An 18,103-nucleotide genomic window follows, 5' to 3' on the forward strand; every position below is an offset into this window, starting at 1 on the left:
TCAGGTACTATCTTTAAATCGAGATTGCGATGCAAGACACCGAACACGTGGCGACTTTGTCTGATCAACGATCACCCAAAAAGCCATTTTTGAAAACAAACCTACCTCTGGCGATTGCGGCAGTTGTTTTGATTGCAGGAAGCTTTACATTGGGGTATACAGTAGGTAACCGCCAAGGCTTGACTGTTGTTGGATACGACGCCGATGCAGCTCAACTGGTGGATGTGGTTCAAAAGCAAAAAACATCACTTGATTCAGTCAACAAAAGCCTGAATGCGGCGGTGCAAGAGCGCGATGTTGCAGTAGACAATGCCAATAACTTGTATCAAGCATTAACACAAGCGAAAAATGACAATGCACAAATGATGAATATGAGTGCATTTTATCGTGAAGTGTTACGTTTGAGAGGTGGATTGCCTCTGACGATTCAAAATATTGCGGTGAAACCTTTGCCTGAAAATGCCTATGAATATCAGGTAGATTTGGTTCAGGTGAGTCCGGGTAAACAACGTGCGATCGGCAGTATCGAATTGCGCTTGATTCAAGGTACTGAAGTGTTGGTCGTTCCAATGAACGACAAAAACTTCAATTTTTATGATTATGAGCGTTTAACAGGGCGCTGGACAATGCCTAATGGATTTACACCGCAATTTATTGAGGTGCGAATTACAGATAATGGCGCGCCAGTAGTTAAACGGTTTAGCTGGCAGCGAGGGAAACCTGTCGAGTCATCTTCGGCCTTTGTGGGCGAGATCCCACAAGCTGAAGCAAATGCAAATTAATTGTGAATACAAGAGTCTATGCGAACATACAAGCGCCAAATTAGTTTAAATGAAGTCAAAGCATCCTTTTATCAGACAGGATATGTTGACTGGCACATCAATCCACGCTTGGGTGATTCGCAAACCGATGCGCCCGATGGTGATCTTGCTGTCAAGACTGCTCCCCCAGAATTAAAGCGTCCACCCCTTTATGCTGTCGTTTTAATGAACGATGACTACACCCCGATGGACTTTGTAATTGAAATTTTACAACAATACTTTGCATTGAATCTTGACCAAGCCACTCAAGTAATGCTAACAGTACATTATGAGGGAAAAGGTGTTGCTGGCGTATATCCAAGAGACATCGCGGAAACGAAAGCAAACCAAGTTAATAACTATGCTCGGTCTCAAGGTCATCCATTACTTTGTCAGATTGAGCCCAAAGATTAAGGGGGTCGTATGCTCAGTCGTCAATTAGAGGTGTCCTTACGTTTGGCTGTAAGCATGGCTCGTCAAAAAAGGCATGAGTTTCTCACTGTAGAACACTTATTGCTGGCTTTGCTCGATAATGATTCAGCAGTCAATGCACTTAAAGCATGTGGCGCAGACATCGTGTCATTACGTAAAGAACTAGAAGAATATGTGGAGCAACATACACCAAAACTTGGGGAAAATAGCGAGCAAGCACCGCACCCAACTGAAAGTTTTGATCGTATTTTGCAGCGCGCGATTTTCCATGTGCAATCAAGCGGTGGAGATCGTACAGTCGAAGGTGCCGACGTGCTGGTTGCGATGTATTCCGAGCGCGATTCCTTTGCGGTTTATTTGCTCAAACGTCATCAAATTAATCGTTTGACCCTGACTCAGTATTTATCTCACGGTACACGTAAAGATGAATCGCAGTCTGAAGAAGAAGTAGAAGACATCGAAGGTGAAAGTTCAGCTTCGTCTAATGCAGGCCCTCTAGAGCAATTTACGCTTAATCTGAACAATGAAGCGCTCAAAGGTAAAACCGATCCGCTGATTGGTCGCGAAAAAGAAATTGAACGTACGGCTCAAATCTTATGTCGTCGTCGCAAAAATAATCCACTTCTTGTGGGTGATCCGGGTGTGGGTAAAACCTCAATTGCAGAAGGGTTGGCATGGCTAATTGTAAATGGTAAAGCACCTAAGCCACTAGCTAATGCTGAAGTGTACAGTCTTGATATCGGTGCGTTAGTCGCGGGTACTAAGTACCGTGGTGATTTTGAAAAACGCCTTAAACAGCTACTCAATGCACTCAAGAAAAATCCAAATGCAATTTTGTTTATCGATGAAATTCACATGATTATCGGGGCTGGCTCAAGCATGGGCAGCACCATGGATGCTTCGAATCTCATCAAACCAGCGTTAGCAAATGGAACTTTGCGTTGCATTGGTTCGACCACTTTCCAAGAATATCGTCAGGTATTTGAAAAAGATCATGCTTTATCGCGTCGTTTCCAAAAAATCGATGTAAACGAGCCAAGTATCCAAGAAACGATTGATATTTTACGTGGTCTAAAAACGAAGTTTGAAGACTTTCATCATGTGGAGTATGACGATAAGGCCTTAGTTGCTGCCGTAGAGCTTTCTTCGAAATTTATCAATGATCGTTTCTTGCCAGACAAAGCAATCGATGTGATTGATGAAGCCGGAGCGCAGCGCCGTCTGAAAGCAGAACTTGATGACAGCTTGATTACGGTCGAGAACATCGAAGATATTGTTTCTAAAATTGCGCGAATTCCGCCTAAAACGGTATCGAAAGATGACAAAGCAGTGCTTGAATATCTGGAGCGCGATTTAAAACGCGTGGTATTTGGTCAAGACGAAGCCATTACTGCACTTGCTTCTGCTATTAAACTATCGCGTGCAGGTCTGAAAGCACCAGATAAGCCTGTCGGTAATTTTGTATTTGCTGGCCCAACCGGGGTGGGTAAAACCGAAGTCACCAAACAGCTTGCAAAACTTTTAGGTGTCGAACTGGTTCGCTTTGATATGTCGGAGTATATGGAGCGTCACGCGGTATCTCGTTTAATCGGTGCGCCTCCTGGATATGTCGGTTATGATCAAGGTGGTTTACTGACAGATGCAATTCATAAAAATCCGCACTGTGTATTGCTACTCGATGAAATTGAAAAAGCGCATCCGGATGTTTTTAATCTGTTGCTTCAAGTGATGGATCATGGTTCTTTAACCGATAACAACGGACGCAAATCTGATTTTAGAAACGTGATTATCGTGCTCACAACGAATATTGGTGCTGAAAGTATTTCACGCAACAGTATTGGTTTTACCGAGCAAGACAACAGCAACGATAACCAAGAGGCCATGAAGCGCGCATTCTCTCCAGAGTTCCGTAACCGTCTTGATGGTGTGATTCAGTTTAAAGCATTACCAACCACTGTGATTGAGTCAGTAGTTGATAAGTTTCTTACTGAGCTTCAAGCGCAACTCGATGATAAGAGAGTGGTACTTGAGGTGGATCAGTCTGCACGTGACTGGCTCGCGGCCAACGGGTATGATCGCTTAATGGGTGCACGTCCTATGCAGCGTTTAATCCAAGAGCATTTGAAAAAGCCACTGGCTGAAATGATTCTATTTGGTGAACTGGCCGATCATGGCGGTAACGTTGCGGTATCTGTTAAAAAAGAAGACGGTAAAGAGGTTGGATTACAGCTTTCCGTATTTGAGGACCAAACGGCAGAACCTGCATAAATGTTATTAGAAGACTTCTCTGCAACCCGAATACTCAGTGTATTCGGGTTGTTTTTTGTGACTGCGGTTGCAGAAATTCTTGGTTGTTATTTCCCTTATCTGATTTTAAAAGAGGGTAAGTCGGCTTGGCTCTGGATTCCAACGGCCTTGAGTTTGGCTCTTTTCGTTTGGTTGCTGACGTTGCATCCCGCAGCGTCAGGGCGTATTTATGCGGCTTATGGTGGAATCTATATTTTTACTGCACTCATGTGGCTGAGGTTTGTAGATCAAGTTGCTCTAACGCGTTGGGATCTATTGGGTGGAGCAGTGGTTTTACTTGGTGCAAGTCTGATTATTTTGCAACCCAAATAGCGCTCAATTAAATTTTATGCAAAAAAAAGCCTGATATTGGAGATCAGGCTTTTTTAAAATTTATGCTTAAGATCGCTTTAAATTTTCATTCAATAAAAATTCCATCAATGCTTTTTGTGCATGCAATCGGTTTTCAGCTTCGTCCCATACCACAGAGCTTTTATGATCGAGCATGTGTTCAGAAATTTCTTCACCACGATGTGCCGGTAGGCAATGCATAAATAGACAATCTGGATGAGCAAGTTCCATCAGTTTTTCATTGACTTGAAATGCGGCAAAAGCTGCTTCACGTAACTTTTGTTCTTCTTCTTGTCCCATGCTGGCCCACACGTCGGTCACGATCAAATCTGCATTTACAGCCGCATCTTCAGCATTATTAAATACTTCAACACAGTGCGCAAATTCAGCCATAAATTCAGGTTTTGGTTCATAACCTTTAGGTGCACCAACCTTTAATTTAAAGCCCATCATGTGCGCAGCTTCAATATATGAATTACACATGTTATTGCCATCGCCAATCCATGCAACGGTTTTGCCTTGAATACTTCCACGATGTTCTTGATAGGTTTGAAGATCTGCAAGTAGCTGACATGGATGATGATCATCTGTCAGACCATTGATCACAGGGACAGAAGAGTAAGATGCAAAGCGCTGCACAACATCGTGACCAAAGGTGCGAATCATGACAATATCAAGCATGCTTGAAATAACGCGTGCAGAATCTTCGATCGGTTCACCACGGCCTAGTTGTGTATCACGTGGTGAAAGAAAAATTGCACTTCCACCAAATTGAGCTATTCCTGCTTCAAATGAAATTCGAGTTCGTGTGCTTGATTTCTCAAAAATCATTCCCAACACTTTACCTTTAAATGGCTGAAACAGTTCATTATTGTGTTGCTGGCGTTTTAGTTCGCTTGCTCGATCAAGGAGATTCTTTAATTCAGTAGAAGAAAGATCGCGTAAAGTAAGAAAGTGCCGTAGAGCCATGGTTACTCCACAATAATTGTTTTATAACAATTAGTTGCTGGTTGGTGAACGAAAAAAACAATCGATTAATATACTATATGATACAAAAAATGCAAAAAAATTAGTTTAATTTGTGCGCGTTTAAAAAAAGATCAACGCAATAATCGATGTGTTCGTGAATGTCCTCACAATCGGTCGTTAAAGGAACCCCCATAATAATCTTCCATTCAATATTTCGAAGGATACCAAAGTACATCATGGCTGAATTTAAGGGTTTTTTGCACTCAATCTGTCCTTTTTCTGCGGCATATTGCAGTGCATCAGCAATGCATTTTTGAATATATTCTGGACCTTTTTGGTGCAAGTACAGGGCTAGATCTGGATTACGCTGTGACTGCTCGATTAATAAACGCATAAAAGCAGAATTTTCTGTGCAGGTAATTTTGGCAAAGAAGTTATATAAGGTGCTGGTTAAAAAGGAACGAAGATCATCCTGTTGAGCGTCGTAAGAGGCACAGATATTTTTGAAAAAAAGTTCGCGACGATAATCACAAATCGCAGTAAACAAACCTTCTTTACTACCAAAGTATTTATAAATCGAGGCTTTCGATCCACCTGCATGATTTACGACATCATCTAAAGACACCGCATCATACCCTTTTTCAAGAAACAGTTCTGTCGCACTAAGTAATAAAGCCAGCCAGCGCTCATGCCCCCGACGTGTTAAGGGGAGATCGCACTTTGTCGGGCAGGGTTGTCGTGTCATCTGTTTAGACATAAAAAAGGAGGGTAATACTAATCGTGTATTTAAGTATAACAAATTGTTTGATGTTGTGCTTTTGGGGCTGGTGCAGGGGCTGAGAGGTTTTTAAAGTGAGAGCCCACATGTGACTCTCACTTTAAAGTATTTAGATTTCAGATTCTTCTTCTACATCGTCTTCAGCCGCAATACCGAGCTCTTTGAGCTTTCGGGTAAGCGTGTTTCGACCCCAGCCAAGTAACTCAGCAGCATGGCGTTTTCGACCACGAGTTTGTTGCAGTGCCGCGTTAATGAGTGTTCTTTCGAACATTGGCGTGGCAATATCCAAAATTTTCATCTCACCATTTTTGAGCTTTTGAATCGCCCATTGGCCTAATAGCTCATCCCAGTGATGTAGAGAAATGCGATCAAAGTTTGGTGTCGCAATATTTGTATCTGCTGATTTCTGGATCGGGATTTGTTTGAGTTCAGAAGGTAAATCTTCCGGATAAACTTCTCGACCAGTAATCATGACCGTCAACCAGCGGCACGTATTTTCGAGCTGACGCACATTACCTGGCCATGGCAGTTGCTGCATATAGTCAGTTGTTTCGGTACGCAAAATCTTGGGACTCACCCCAAGCTCTTTTCCAGCTCGGGCAAGAAAGTGCTGCGCCAGCATTGGAATGTCTTCGCTGCGGTGGGCCAGCTTAGGAATATGAATACGAATCACGTTTAAACGATGATACAAGTCTTCACGGAAGCGTCCTTCATTCACCAGTTTTTCCAGATCTTGATGCGTTGCTGCAACAATACGTACATCGACCTTAACTGGAATATGGCCACCTACACGATAAAACTCGCCATCTGCAAGTACGCGAAGTAGTCGTGTTTGCGTTTCAAATGGCATATCGCCAATTTCATCTAAAAATAACGTACCACCATTGGCCTGTTCAAAGCGGCCTTGACGCTGTGTATTGGCACCAGTGAAAGCACCTTTTTCATGACCGAACAACTCGGTTTCAATTAAGTCCTTTGGAATGGCGGCCATGTTGAGCGCAATAAAGGGTTTGCTGCTACGTGGCGAATGCTTATGCAGTGCATGTGCAACCAGTTCTTTTCCGGTTCCCGATTCGCCATTGATCAACACAGTGATATGCGACTGAGAAAGGCGCCCAATTGCTCTGAATACTTCCTGCATGGCAGGCGATTCGCCAATGATTTCAGTTGATTGAGCAACCGATGCTGACTTGCTGGCTTCTTGTTGCTGTAATTTATTGATATGCAAGATGGCACGATTGACCAGTGCAAGAGCTTCATCGATATCAAATGGCTTAGGTAAGTATTCAAAAGCACCCGTTTGATAGCTAGACACAGCCGATTCAAGATCTGAATGCGCTGTCATAATAATCACAGGTAAATCTGGATTGCTGTTTTTGACTTTACCTAGAAAAGTAAGGCCATCGATACCTGGCATACGGATATCGGTTAAGATCACATCCGGTGCATCGTCGAGTAATTGGTCAAGCGCAGTCTGAGCTTCTTCAAAACTGGTGACATCAAAACCTTCTTCTTTAAAGGTTTTCTCTAAGACCCAGCGCATGGCGCGATCGTCGTCAATTACCCATATTTTATTTCGCGACATGGTCTGTCTCCCAAGGTAGATATAAGCTAAATACAGTTTTTCCGGGTACAGATTGGCATTCAATCATCCCGTTGTGTTGATGCATAATATTTTGAGCAATACTCAAGCCCAGTCCTGTGCCTTTGGCGCGCCCAGTAACCAGTGGGTAAAATACAGATTCAATAATATCTTGCGGAATACCCGGGCCATTGTCTTCTATATCAATTCGAATGGCTGAGCGGTTTAATACCCCATTAATGGTCACAAGTCGTTGAATACGCGTACGTAACGATAAATGTGGCGCTTCTTCAACGAAAAATTCCTTATTTTCTGTCATGGCTTGAATGGCATTTACACTAATATTCAGCATGACTTGAATGAGTTGATCGCGATCTGCTTTGACATCTGGCAGTGAAAGATCGTAGTCGCGCGTAATCTTAATTTTCTTTTTGGTTTGATTGACTATTAGTGAGCGCACACGCTCTAAAGGCTCGTGTACATTGACATCTTCATAACTTGGTAGCTGTCTCGAACCCAGCATGGTATCGGCCAGATTTCGAAGACGATCCACTTCGCTGATAATAATATCAGTAAACTCTTCGTATTTCGGATCGTTAAGACTACGTGCCAGAAGTTGAGTTGCGCCGCGAATACCACCAAGCGGATTTTTGATTTCGTGAGCAACGCCGCGAATCAGTTGCCGTGCAACTTGATGTTGCTGAATAAAGTTTTCTTCTTTAGAAATTTTCAGCATCCGATCAATCGGATTTAACTCGATCAATAGCAATGGATGATACGGTTTGCCGGTATTAAGCTGTGAAACGGTATAGTCGACATGAATGTCTTTGAAATTGACATTAATTACCGCCTCACGCCGCGTATAATGCTGCCCAGAATTCAGGGTGTTTAAAAGCGCCTCGTAGGTATTAAAGGTATCATCAGGTGCATGCATTAAGTTAATGGCAGGTTGACCGGCAGCCCTTAATAGGCTGATGTCGAATAGTGCTTCACAGGATGAGTTCAAATAAAACACATTCAGATTGCTATCGACCAATAAAATAGCAGTGGTCATATTGTCCACTAAAAGTCGGTAGTCGATAGTCGGTTGGTGATCCATTAGCGGAAGTATCCTGTTTTAAAATGGCGCAATGGCATCTTGTTAAAAAATATCTGTCCTTGTTATGAGATATATCCGAAGCAAAATGCACGCCAACTTTGCCAATTAAAGTGCAATAGCAATATTTTTGAGTTAAAAATGTGCTACATGATCTATTAGTGAATTTTTTTAACACATTCTTTACGTCATGATCTGTAATTATGCATTTAATTGGTGCATTTTGATGAAAATATAAATTTTTATGAATTATTTTGGTGCGCTAATGAATCGTTAATGAATCGACCTGTTTTTCTTTTCAGAAACATCATACAATACGCGGATTCTAGTGGAGTGCAGATTCATGAAATCCCCCAAAGTCGGTTTTGTATCTTTAGGTTGTCCTAAGGCATTGGTAGATTCTGAACGAATTTTAACTCAGTTGCGTACTGAAGGTTATGAAGTAGCATCAAATTACGATGGTGCAGATTTAGTTGTTGTGAATACCTGTGGTTTCATTGAATCTGCAGTACAAGAGTCATTAGATGCGATTGGCGAAGCCATGAATGAAAATGGCCGTGTAATTGTGACAGGATGCTTGGGTAAAGACGAAGACAAAATCCGTCAAATGCACCCAAATGTGCTTAAAGTCACTGGTGCAGCAGCGTATCAAGATGTGATGGAAGCGGTACACGAGTATGTGCCTGCGCCGCCTAAACATAACCCGTTTATCGATTTAGTTCCAGAGCAAGGTATTCGTCTTACACCAAAGCATTATGCTTACCTGAAGATTTCAGAAGGCTGTAATCATCGCTGTACCTTTTGTATCATTCCAAGCATGCGTGGTGATCTAGTATCGCGTCCAGTTGGATCGGTGCTTGAAGAGGCCGCAGCGCTTAAGCGTTCTGGCGTTAAAGAAGTTTTGGTGATCTCACAAGATACGTCTGCTTATGGTGTCGATACCAAATACAAGCTTGATTTCTGGAACGGTCAACCTGTAAAAACCAAATTTTACGACATGTGTGAAGCCTTGGGTCAGATGGGTATCTGGGTACGCTTACATTATGTTTATCCCTATCCGCATGTCGATGCCGTAATTGATTTGATGGCTCAAGGCAAAATTTTGCCGTATTTAGATATTCCTTTTCAGCACGCCAGTCCGCGCATCTTAAAATTGATGAAGCGACCAGCCCATAGTGAAAATACTTTAGAGCGTTTAAAAGTATGGCGTGAAAAATGCCCGGATCTCGTCATTCGATCAACCTTTGTGGTCGGTTTTCCGGGTGAAACTGAAGAAGATTTCCAAATTTTATTGGAATGGCTTAAAGAGGCCCAGCTCGATCGCGTAGGTTGCTTTACCTATTCACCTGTTGAAGGTGCGACAGCAAACGATTTGCCAGATCATGTTCCAGAAGAGATTAAACAAGATCGTTACGAGCGTTTTATGCAAGTTCAGCAAGAAATTTCGGCTGCCAAATTGCAAAAGCGTATCGGTCAAACCATGACTGTTTTGGTGGATGATCTTGAAGATGAATTTCCAGTAGCAGTGGCTCGCTCTTATGCTGATGCACCTGAAATCGATGGGAACGTATTTGTCGAAGATATTGATAAATCCATGATTCAGCCTGGCCAGTTGCTGGAAGTGGAAATTACCGACGCTGACGAATATGACTTATATGCCAAGCTGATCAAGATCAAAGCAGCTTAGTTGCGCGTTAACAAACAGAATTCAATTTAAACATCGCATTTTGGAGCATAATTATGGCTGATACGAACAGTCCTCGTTATTCACGAATTTTGTTAAAGCTGTCGGGCGAAGCATTGTCAGGCAATAAAGATATGGGAATCGATGCTCAAGTGCTCGATCAAATGTCTTTATCGATTGCACACTTGGTCGGCTTGGGTGTGCAGGTTGGTATCGTGGTTGGTGGTGGTAACCTATACCGTGGCAGTCAATTGCAAAAAGATGGTTTGGTAGGCCGTGTAACTGGCGATCAAATGGGCATGCTGGCGACGGTCATGAATGGTCTAGCGATGCGCGATGCACTAGTACGCCGTAACATTAAAACTCGTTTGATGTCTGCTTTGTCGATTGGTACTGTGGTAGAACCATACTCAAGTCGTGATGCAATTCGTTATTTGGGTCAGGGTGAAGTCTGTGTATTTGTAGCAGGTACCGGAAATCCATTTTTTACAACGGATACAGCTGCATGTTTGCGCGGTATTGAGATTGAAGCTAATCTTATTTTAAAAGCCACAAAAGTTGATGGTGTTTATAATAAAGATCCAAGTAAATACGATGATGCTGTTAAGTACGATCAATTGAGCTTTGATCAAGTGCTTGACGAAAAACTCGGTGTAATGGATTTGACTGCGATTTGCTTATGCCGTGATCATAATGTGCCGTTACAAGTATTCGATATGAATAAGCCAGGTGCATTATTGTCGGTTATCATGGGTGAAAAAGAAGGAACCCACGTCACCAACAGATGACGGCGCCTTTAAAGCTCTTTATACTAGCCCACTAATTTAGTTTTACACTTTTTGAATGAATAAGTAAGGAAGATCATATGATTAACGATCTCAAACAAGACAGCGAACAGCGTATGCAAAAAACTCTAGAATCGCTAGAGCAAGGTTTTGCAAAAGTTCGTACAGGTCGTGCACATCCATCAATTTTAAATGGTGTCATGGTTCCTTACTATGGTTCAGATGTGCCGCTTAATCAGGTTGCCAACGTGGGTATTGAAGATTCACGTACGCTTATTGTTCAGCCATTTGAACGTACGATGGTATCTGCAATTGACAAAGCGATTCGTGAAAGCGACTTGGGTTTAAACCCAATCACTGCAGACGCGATTCGTGTGCCATTACCCGCTTTGACTGAAGAAACACGTCGTGACATGCAAAAAGTTGCACGTACAGAAGCTGAAAATGCCAAAGTTGCGATCCGTAATATTCGTCGTGATGTACTTGGTGATATCAAAGCATTGTTGAAAGAAAAAGAAATTTCTGAAGATGATGAGCGCCGTGCAGGTGATGATATTCAAAAAATTACCGATAAATATGTTGCTGAAGTTGATAAGCGTTTGGCAGCAAAAGAAGCAGAATTGATGAAGGTCTAAGTTTTTATGACCTTATTAGAAGAGCACCATCTTCCAAAACATGTTGCCATCATTATGGATGGCAACAACCGTTTTGCCAAAAAAAATCAAATGCAAAAAGGAGATGGTCATCGAGAGGGTAAAAATAGTTTAGACCCGATTGTTGAGCATTGCCGTTCAAGAGGAATTCAGGCCTTAACGGTCTTTGCTTTTTCGAGTGAAAATTGGAATCGTCCGCAAATTGAGGTCGATTTGCTGATGAAGCTTCTCGAGGAGGCGATTCATGAGCAATTGCCTCGCATGCGTAAATTCAATATTCAGTTGCAGTTTATTGGTGATCGTTCGCGGTTATCTCCTCATTTGCGTGATCTTATGCGAAGTGCAGAGCAAGAAACAGCAAGTTTTAGCTCCATGACGCTAACCATTGCTGTGAGCTATGGTGGGATGTGGGACATTGCAGAGGCGGCAAAACAAATTGCCAGTGATGTACACACGGGTCATCTGGATATTGGGCAAATTGACGCTTCCTTATTTGGTCAGTATGTTAGTCTGAACGAGCTTCCACCAGTCGATTTATTGATTCGAACTGGAGGCGATTATCGTTTGTCTAACTTTTTGCTTTGGCAGGCTGCCTATGCAGAGCTTTACTTTACAGAAACATTGTGGCCAGAGTTTTCAACTCAAGAGTTCGACCACGCATTAGATGTTTTTGCTGGCCGTGAACGCCGTTTTGGTAAAACATCAGAGCAAATCCAACAAGATAAAATTGAGAATTAATAATGTTAGAGCGGATCCTAACCGCGTTGGTGTTAGTGGCAGTGGTGCTGATCTGCATGTTTGCTACCCAATCGCATTATCCTATGTTTGGATTGATGATCTTAGCGGCAGGTGTTGCAGGCTATGAGTGGTTCAAGCTTATGCCAAGAACCACACCACATGTGGTCAAGCCTAAAGCATGGTGCTATGGTGCTGTAGTTGCACTGATTGCAGGGCTGGCGTTATTTTATAATGACGTGGCACTCTTACTATGGTCGGCATCCATTTTGACATGGTTGGTGAGTAGCTTCTGGGTGAAATCTTATCCGGAGTACGATGGCTGGTACAACGCGACATTGTATATACTTGGTCTAATTCTGGTGAGTGCTGCTGTCACTGCGATCTTTGAAGTATGGAAAGCATCTCCGTGGTGGCTGATGTATCTATTTCTTCTGGTTTGGGGTGCGGATACTGGTGCTTACTTTGTTGGGCGGAAATTTGGTAAGCGAAAACTTGCACCAACGGTCAGTCCAAATAAATCAATCGAGGGGTTGATTGGTGGTGTAGTGATCACGGTTGTCGTGATTATTGTGGTTGAGTTCTTTTATCTAGATCTATCCCTTGCACAACATATTCTTTTTCTGATTTTATCTTTATTGACTGTATTTGCCTCTGTTTTAGGTGATTTGTTTGAATCCATGATTAAGCGTCGAGCGGGAATCAAGGATTCAGGACGTATCTTGCCAGGTCATGGTGGTGTACTTGACCGAATTGATTCATTGTTGGCTGCTGCTCCTGTTTTTGCTGCAGGAATTTATCTATTGAAGCTCATTGGTGTAGATTTATAAATGACACAATCTGTTTGTATATTGGGTGTGACCGGTTCGATTGGGCAAAGCACTTTAAGAGTTTTAGAGCAGCATCCAGATCAATATTCAGTATATGCTGTTACCGCATATAGTCGAATTGATGAACTACTGGCGATATGCAAACGGGTAAATCCTCAAGTTGTGGTGATTCCTGCTGAAAAATTTGTTCAGCTTAAACAGCTTTTTATCGATGCTCAACTTGAACACATTGAGATTCGGGTCGGATCTGAAGGTTTGATCAGTGTGGCTTCTGCTCCGGACGTAGACATTGTGATGGCGGCGATTGTAGGTGCGGCGGGTTTGCTGCCAACACTCGCAGCAGTTAAGGCAGGTAAGCGTGTATTGCTTGCAAACAAAGAATCGCTGGTGATGTCTGGTGATATCATGATGCAGGCTGCTCGCGAACATCGTGCCTTGTTGTTGCCTGTCGATTCAGAACACAATGCGATTTTTCAGTCTTTACCACATAATTACTTGAGTCTGTCCCCAACAGGATCTCCTCAGCTTGGTGTATCTCAAATTTTATTGACTGCATCGGGTGGGCCATTTCTGGATTATCCAGATGATTTGTTGTCACAAGTAACTCCGCAACAAGCATGTAAACATCCAAACTGGTCAATGGGACAAAAAATTTCTGTTGATTCCGCTACACTCATGAATAAAGGGCTTGAGTTAATCGAAGCCTGTCATTTGTTTTCAATTTCCGAACATTTTGTTACAGTTGTCGTTCATCCACAAAGTATTATTCACTCCATGGTTCAATATGTAGATGGTTCTACGTTAGCGCAAATGGGGAATCCAGATATGTGTACACCAATTGCGCATGCACTGGCGTGGCCTGAGCGTATAGCAACAGATGTCCCAGCTCTGGATGTCTTTGCTCACGCGCAGTTGAATTTTAGACAGCCTGATACACAAAAGTTTCCTTCCTTAACGCTTGCCAGAGAAGCGATGCGATCTGGTGGTTTGGCGCCATGTATACTTAATGCAGCCAATGAAATTGCAGTTGAGGCATTTTTAAATCATAAAATAAAATTCACTTCGATACCGGAAGTGGTTGAGCATGTGCTGAATCACGTGCAAAATGATAAGGCAACCAGTATTGAGCATGTTCTAGAGATCGATGCTGTAGCACGACAGGTTGCAGGTCGTTACATCCAACAGATCAGAGGCTAGAAAGATGAGTGTATTGTATATTGTCATCGCTGCAATATTGCTGCTAGGTCCTCTTATTGCGATACATGAGTTTGGTCATTACTGGGTGGCTCGAAAACTGGGCGTGAAAGTGTTGGTCTATTCAATTGGTTTTGGGCCAACATTACTTAAATGGACGTCTAAAAAATCGGGCATACAGTATCAGCTTTCGGCGTTGCCGCTCGGTGGATATGTCAAGATGCTTGATGAGCGTGAAGGTAATGTGGCCGAGGCTGACTTGCCGTATGCGTTTAATCGTCAATCGCCATGGAAACGGATTGCAATTGTCGCGGCAGGCCCTTTGATTAACCTACTGTTTGCTGTGGTTTTGTTTTGGATTCTCTTTTTACCTTCACAAGAACAGCTCAATACGCGAATTGGGAAAGTTATTCCCAATACACCTGCAGCCGAAATGGGATTAAAAGCAGGTGATCAAGTAGTATCTGTCGATGGTAAAGAAACACCTACTTGGGAGCGTCTAAATTTTGCACTGGTTGATCGTGCAGGTGAAACGGGTCAAATCCGTGTCATGGTCAATGATCAGGGTACAGATAAAACGGTAAATTTGCCGATACAAGATTTTTTGAAAAATCAGAGCCAATCAGCGCTTGATGTACTTGGTTTTCTGCCGTATCGTCCCGCCATGCCAGCAGTCATTCATCAGTTGAGTGAGGATGGTGCTGCAATACGTCAGGGGATGAAGGTTGGAGATCGCATTTTAAGTATAAACGGCTTAAAGATGAACGATTGGTTCGATGTGGTCGATATTGTTCAAAAATCACCTGAGAAATTGCTTAATATAGATGTCTTACGCGAGGGGCAGCTTGTTCATTTACAAGTGATGCCACAAGGTAAACGTGACAGTATGGGTAATGTTACAGGAATGCTGGGTGTTCAAAGTAATCCTGGTAAGGTAACGATTCCTGCTGAATATAAGCAGTTAATTCAATATACTCCTATCCAGGCAATGGGTATGGCTGTTGATAAGACCGTGCAAATCTCTGGCATGATATTGAATTCCATTGTGAAAATGGTTCGTGGTTTGATTGGTCTTGAGAATTTATCAGGTCCGATTACAATTGCTAAAGTTGCAGGTCAAAGCGCAGAAATGGGCTGGCAAACATTTATCTCTTTTATGGCTCTCATGAGTGTGAGTTTGGGGATTTTAAACTTGCTGCCGATTCCTATGCTGGATGGAGGACATTTGGTTTATTACTTTATTGAAGCCATACGCGGTAAACCTGTTTCCGAACAAATACAAATGTTCGGTCTAAAAATTGGTATGGTACTGCTCGGTAGCATGATGCTTTTAGCGCTTTTTAATGATTTTATGCGTCTATAAACGCTGATATGGAAAAATTAACTTACTGGAAAAAACTGGCATGCGGCACACACATTTATTAATGCCTTTGGCACTTGTTAGTGCTATGGCAGCGGTACAACAAGCATATGCAGCAAATGGTTTCATTGCACGCGAAGTAAAAATAGAAGGCTTAGTCCGTCTTACACCTTCAAATGTTTACAATATGTTACCGATTAACAGTGGGGATCGTGTTGATGATCCTACGATTGCCGATGCCATTCGTACATTGTATGCAACGGGTCTTTTCGATGACATCAAAACCTATAAGCAAAACGATGTCCTCACCTTTAGAGTGGTTGAACGGCCAGTCATCTCTAAAATTGAATTTAAAGGCAATAAGCTCATTCCTAAAGAGGCCTTGACTGAAGGTCTGAAAAAAATGGGTGTGGTTGAAGGTGATGTGCTTAAAAGCTCAGCACTACAGACCATTGAAACGGAACTTGAGCAGCAATATGCGCAGCAAGGTCGCTATGATGCAGACATTAAAGTTGAGACCATCGCGCAGCCAAATAACCGTGTTGCTTTAAAGCTGGATTTCTATGAAGGAAAGCCTGCTAAAGTTGTCGAAATCAATCTGATTGGTAATACTGTATTTAGTGACAGTGATATCAAGCAAGCCTTTGCCATTAAAGAGAGCGGCTGGTCTTCAATTGTTACGCGTAATGATCGTTATGCACGTGAGAAAATGGCGGCAAGTCTTGAATCACTGCGCGCGCTTTATTTAAACAAAGGGTATATTAATTTCAATATTAATAACTCTCAGTTAAATATCAGCGAAGACAAGAAAAAAATCTTTGTTGAAGTATCAGTTACCGAAGGCAGTCAATTTAAATTTGGTCAAACCAAGTTTCTTGGCGATGCGCTTTATCAGCCACAAGAGTTAGAAGCTCTCAAAATCTATAAAGACGGTGATACTTACTCGCAAGAGAAAGTAAATGCTGTTAAGCAATTGCTTTTGCGTAAATACGGTAATGCTGGTTATTACTTTGCAGAAGTGAATGTTGTTCCGCAAATCAATAATGAAACCGGTGTAGTTGATCTTAATTACTATATCAACCCGGGTCAGCAGGTTAAAGTTCGTCGTATCAATATTACGGGGAATACCAAAACCGCTGATGATGTATTGCGCCGCGAAATGCGTCAGATGGAAGGCGCACTTGCAAGTAACGAAAAAATTGACCTTTCAAAAGTGCGTCTGGAGCGTACAGGCTTCTTCAAAACAGTTGATATTAAGCCAGTTCGTGTACCAAACTCACCAGATGAAGTTGATCTTAATGTCAATGTGGAAGAGCAGCATTCAGGTTCTACAACCTTAGCTGTAGGTTATTCTCAAAGTGCAGGTATTACCTTCCAAGCAGGTTTAAGTCAAACCAACTTGCTCGGTACGGGGAATCGTTTTGCACTTGACTTGACTCGTTCGCAAACACAAGACTATTACAACTTAAGTGTTACAGACCCTTACTTTACCATTGATGGTGTAAGTCGTGGTTACAACCTTTACTACCGTAAAACCAAACTCAACGACGAATACACTGTTAATAACTATGTCACGGATAGTTTTGGTGGCAGTTTGTCATTCGGTTATCCAATTGATGAAAATCAAAGCTTAAGTGCATCTTTGGGTATCGATTCGACTAAAGTAAAAACTGGCCCGTATGTCTCTACTTATGTACGTGATTACTTATTGGCGAATGGCGGAAAAACCACAGGTACATCGACTTATTGTTTAACTGATTTGGATACGACAACAGGTTTATGTCCTGAGGGGCAAACTTCAAAACCTTATGGTTCTCAATTCGAAAGTGACTACTTAACTTACATCTTGAACTTAGGATGGTCATACAACACCCTTAACCGTCCGATTTTACCAACCTCAGGTACGTCACATCGTGTTAACCTTGAAGTAGGTTTGCCGGGTAGTGACGTCGATTACCAGAAGTTATCATACGATACGCAAGCCTATTTCCCATTAGGAAAAGACTTCGTACTCAGAGGCTACGGTAAACTTGGTTATGGCAACGATTTGCCATTCTATAAGAACTTCTTTGCTGGTGGTTATGGTTCGGTACGTGGTTTCGAAAGTAGCACATTAGGTCCGCGTTATCCGGGTGTTATTTATCAAGAATCTGGTAAGACTGATCCTGATTGGGAAGCAGTGGGTGGTAATGCACTGGTGCAGTTTGGTACAGAGCTTGCACTCCCTGTACCGTTTAAAGGTGACTGGGCGCGTCAGTTCAGACCAGTGATCTTTGCTGAAGGCGGTCAAGTTTTTGACACCAAATGTGATCTTCCATCTGGGAAATATTCGATTAATGGTGTAGATGCCAAGAAGTATTGTGAAGATAACTACGGCTTCGATCTGGGTAACCTCAGATATAGTGTGGGTGTAGGCTTTACGTGGATTACGATGATTGGTCCATTATCTTTGAGTTACGCATACCCACTTAACAAAAAAGATGGTGACGATACACAATCGATCCAATTTGAAATTGGCCGTACTTTCTAAAGTACGGTTCACTTTTGATCTGTATGTTTTCCTGATTA

Annotated in this window: 16 protein-coding genes; 12 read left to right on the plus strand and 4 right to left on the minus strand. The window is 42.3% G+C overall.

Annotation, left to right across the window (positions count from 1 at the left end):
- Positions 1-29 precede the first annotated feature (29 nt).
- Genes QLG00_RS08540 through QLG00_RS08555 form a run of 4 tightly spaced genes read left to right on the plus strand, consistent with a single transcriptional unit; the run spans position 30 to position 3,851 of the window.
- Complete coding sequence (locus QLG00_RS08540) at positions 30-782, plus strand: DUF6776 family protein (protein ID WP_004936753.1); 753 nt, start codon at positions 30-32, stop codon at positions 780-782.
- 18 nt (positions 783-800) lie between these two features.
- Positions 801-1,214, plus strand: coding sequence for an ATP-dependent Clp protease adapter ClpS (clpS, locus tag QLG00_RS08545; protein WP_004936756.1), 414 nt, complete (start codon positions 801-803; stop codon positions 1,212-1,214).
- Positions 1,215-1,223: 9 nt separating this feature from the next.
- Positions 1,224-3,500 (plus strand): ATP-dependent Clp protease ATP-binding subunit ClpA, encoded by a 2,277-nt coding sequence (clpA, locus tag QLG00_RS08550; RefSeq protein ID WP_004936759.1) that lies wholly within the window; start codon positions 1,224-1,226, stop codon positions 3,498-3,500.
- A complete protein-coding gene (locus QLG00_RS08555; RefSeq protein ID WP_004936763.1) occupies positions 3,501-3,851 on the plus strand; it encodes a YnfA family protein in 351 nt (116 codons plus the stop codon).
- A 66-nt stretch (positions 3,852-3,917) separates the two neighbouring features.
- Here QLG00_RS08555 and argF read toward each other — a convergent pair whose 3' ends face one another.
- From argF to glnL, 4 genes are all read right to left on the minus strand, one after another.
- Positions 3,918-4,838, minus strand: a complete 921-nt coding sequence (gene argF, locus QLG00_RS08560; protein ID WP_004936766.1) for an ornithine carbamoyltransferase — start codon at positions 4,836-4,838, stop codon at positions 3,918-3,920.
- Positions 4,839-4,938: 100 nt separating this feature from the next.
- Complete coding sequence (locus QLG00_RS08565; protein WP_282470805.1) at positions 4,939-5,595, minus strand: TetR/AcrR family transcriptional regulator; 657 nt, start codon at positions 5,593-5,595, stop codon at positions 4,939-4,941.
- A 130-nt stretch (positions 5,596-5,725) separates the two neighbouring features.
- A complete protein-coding gene (gene glnG, locus QLG00_RS08570; RefSeq protein WP_004936774.1) occupies positions 5,726-7,201 on the minus strand; it encodes a nitrogen regulation protein NR(I) in 1,476 nt (491 codons plus the stop codon).
- Entirely contained in the window at positions 7,188-8,297 is a 1,110-nt protein-coding gene (glnL, locus tag QLG00_RS08575) for a nitrogen regulation protein NR(II) (protein WP_004936777.1), read from the minus strand. The genes glnG and glnL overlap by 14 nt, the downstream gene beginning before the upstream one ends.
- Before the next feature lie 340 nt (positions 8,298-8,637).
- Here glnL and rimO point away from each other — a divergent pair, with 340 nt between their 5' ends.
- The 8 genes from rimO (at position 8,638) to bamA (ending at position 18,065) form a co-directional block, all read left to right on the plus strand.
- Positions 8,638-9,981 (plus strand): 30S ribosomal protein S12 methylthiotransferase RimO, encoded by a 1,344-nt coding sequence (rimO, locus tag QLG00_RS08580; protein WP_055414566.1) that lies wholly within the window; start codon positions 8,638-8,640, stop codon positions 9,979-9,981.
- Between the two features lie 53 nt (positions 9,982-10,034).
- Positions 10,035-10,766, plus strand: coding sequence for a UMP kinase (gene pyrH / locus QLG00_RS08585; RefSeq protein ID WP_004936781.1), 732 nt, complete (start codon positions 10,035-10,037; stop codon positions 10,764-10,766).
- 77 nt (positions 10,767-10,843) lie between these two features.
- Positions 10,844-11,398 (plus strand): ribosome recycling factor, encoded by a 555-nt coding sequence (frr, locus tag QLG00_RS08590; RefSeq protein WP_055414565.1) that lies wholly within the window; start codon positions 10,844-10,846, stop codon positions 11,396-11,398.
- Between the two features lie 6 nt (positions 11,399-11,404).
- Positions 11,405-12,154 (plus strand): polyprenyl diphosphate synthase, encoded by a 750-nt coding sequence (gene uppS, locus QLG00_RS08595; protein WP_025094866.1) that lies wholly within the window; start codon positions 11,405-11,407, stop codon positions 12,152-12,154.
- A gap of 2 nt (positions 12,155-12,156) precedes the next feature.
- Positions 12,157-12,981 carry a CDP-archaeol synthase gene (locus QLG00_RS08600; protein WP_004936791.1) on the plus strand — a complete coding sequence of 275 codons (825 nt, stop codon included), beginning with the start codon at positions 12,157-12,159 and terminating at the stop codon, positions 12,979-12,981.
- Positions 12,982-14,178: a 1-deoxy-D-xylulose-5-phosphate reductoisomerase gene (gene ispC, locus QLG00_RS08605; RefSeq protein ID WP_048763728.1), complete on the plus strand. Its 1,197-nt coding sequence runs from the start codon at positions 12,982-12,984 to the stop codon at positions 14,176-14,178. It begins immediately after the preceding gene.
- Positions 14,179-14,182: 4 nt separating this feature from the next.
- Positions 14,183-15,538 carry an RIP metalloprotease RseP gene (gene rseP / locus QLG00_RS08610; protein WP_004936798.1) on the plus strand — a complete coding sequence of 452 codons (1,356 nt, stop codon included), beginning with the start codon at positions 14,183-14,185 and terminating at the stop codon, positions 15,536-15,538.
- 40 nt (positions 15,539-15,578) lie between these two features.
- The gene (gene bamA, locus QLG00_RS08615; RefSeq protein WP_282470806.1) at positions 15,579-18,065 is read left to right on the plus strand and encodes an outer membrane protein assembly factor BamA; all 2,487 of its coding nucleotides are present in this window, start codon (positions 15,579-15,581) and stop codon (positions 18,063-18,065) included.
- The last annotated feature ends 38 nt before the right edge of the window (positions 18,066-18,103 follow it).

This window comes from Acinetobacter sp. V89_7, from assembly GCF_029967895.1.
Taxonomy (GTDB): Bacteria; Pseudomonadota; Gammaproteobacteria; order Pseudomonadales; family Moraxellaceae; genus Acinetobacter; species Acinetobacter soli.

Bases quoted from the DNA above. Each gene is read 5' to 3' on its own strand.
- pyrH (WP_004936781.1), top strand. From the start codon at position 10,035: ATGGCTGATACGAACAGTCCTCGTTATTCACGAATTTTGTTAAAGCTG.
- ispC (WP_048763728.1), top strand. From the start codon at position 12,982: ATGACACAATCTGTTTGTATATTGGGTGTGACCGGTTCGATTGGGCAA.
- uppS (WP_025094866.1), top strand. From the start codon at position 11,405: ATGACCTTATTAGAAGAGCACCATCTTCCAAAACATGTTGCCATCATT.
- clpS (WP_004936756.1), top strand. From the start codon at position 801: ATGCGAACATACAAGCGCCAAATTAGTTTAAATGAAGTCAAAGCATCC.
- argF (WP_004936766.1), bottom strand. From the start codon at position 4,838: ATGGCTCTACGGCACTTTCTTACTTTACGCGATCTTTCTTCTACTGAA.
- glnG (WP_004936774.1), bottom strand. From the start codon at position 7,201: ATGTCGCGAAATAAAATATGGGTAATTGACGACGATCGCGCCATGCGC.
- QLG00_RS08565 (WP_282470805.1), bottom strand. From the start codon at position 5,595: ATGTCTAAACAGATGACACGACAACCCTGCCCGACAAAGTGCGATCTC.
- frr (WP_055414565.1), top strand. From the start codon at position 10,844: ATGATTAACGATCTCAAACAAGACAGCGAACAGCGTATGCAAAAAACT.
- rimO (WP_055414566.1), top strand. From the start codon at position 8,638: ATGAAATCCCCCAAAGTCGGTTTTGTATCTTTAGGTTGTCCTAAGGCA.
- QLG00_RS08555 (WP_004936763.1), top strand. From the start codon at position 3,501: ATGTTATTAGAAGACTTCTCTGCAACCCGAATACTCAGTGTATTCGGG.
- bamA (WP_282470806.1), top strand. From the start codon at position 15,579: ATGCGGCACACACATTTATTAATGCCTTTGGCACTTGTTAGTGCTATG.
- glnL (WP_004936777.1), bottom strand. From the start codon at position 8,297: ATGGATCACCAACCGACTATCGACTACCGACTTTTAGTGGACAATATG.
- clpA (WP_004936759.1), top strand. From the start codon at position 1,224: ATGCTCAGTCGTCAATTAGAGGTGTCCTTACGTTTGGCTGTAAGCATG.
- rseP (WP_004936798.1), top strand. From the start codon at position 14,183: ATGAGTGTATTGTATATTGTCATCGCTGCAATATTGCTGCTAGGTCCT.
- QLG00_RS08600 (WP_004936791.1), top strand. From the start codon at position 12,157: ATGTTAGAGCGGATCCTAACCGCGTTGGTGTTAGTGGCAGTGGTGCTG.
- QLG00_RS08540 (WP_004936753.1), top strand. From the start codon at position 30: ATGCAAGACACCGAACACGTGGCGACTTTGTCTGATCAACGATCACCC.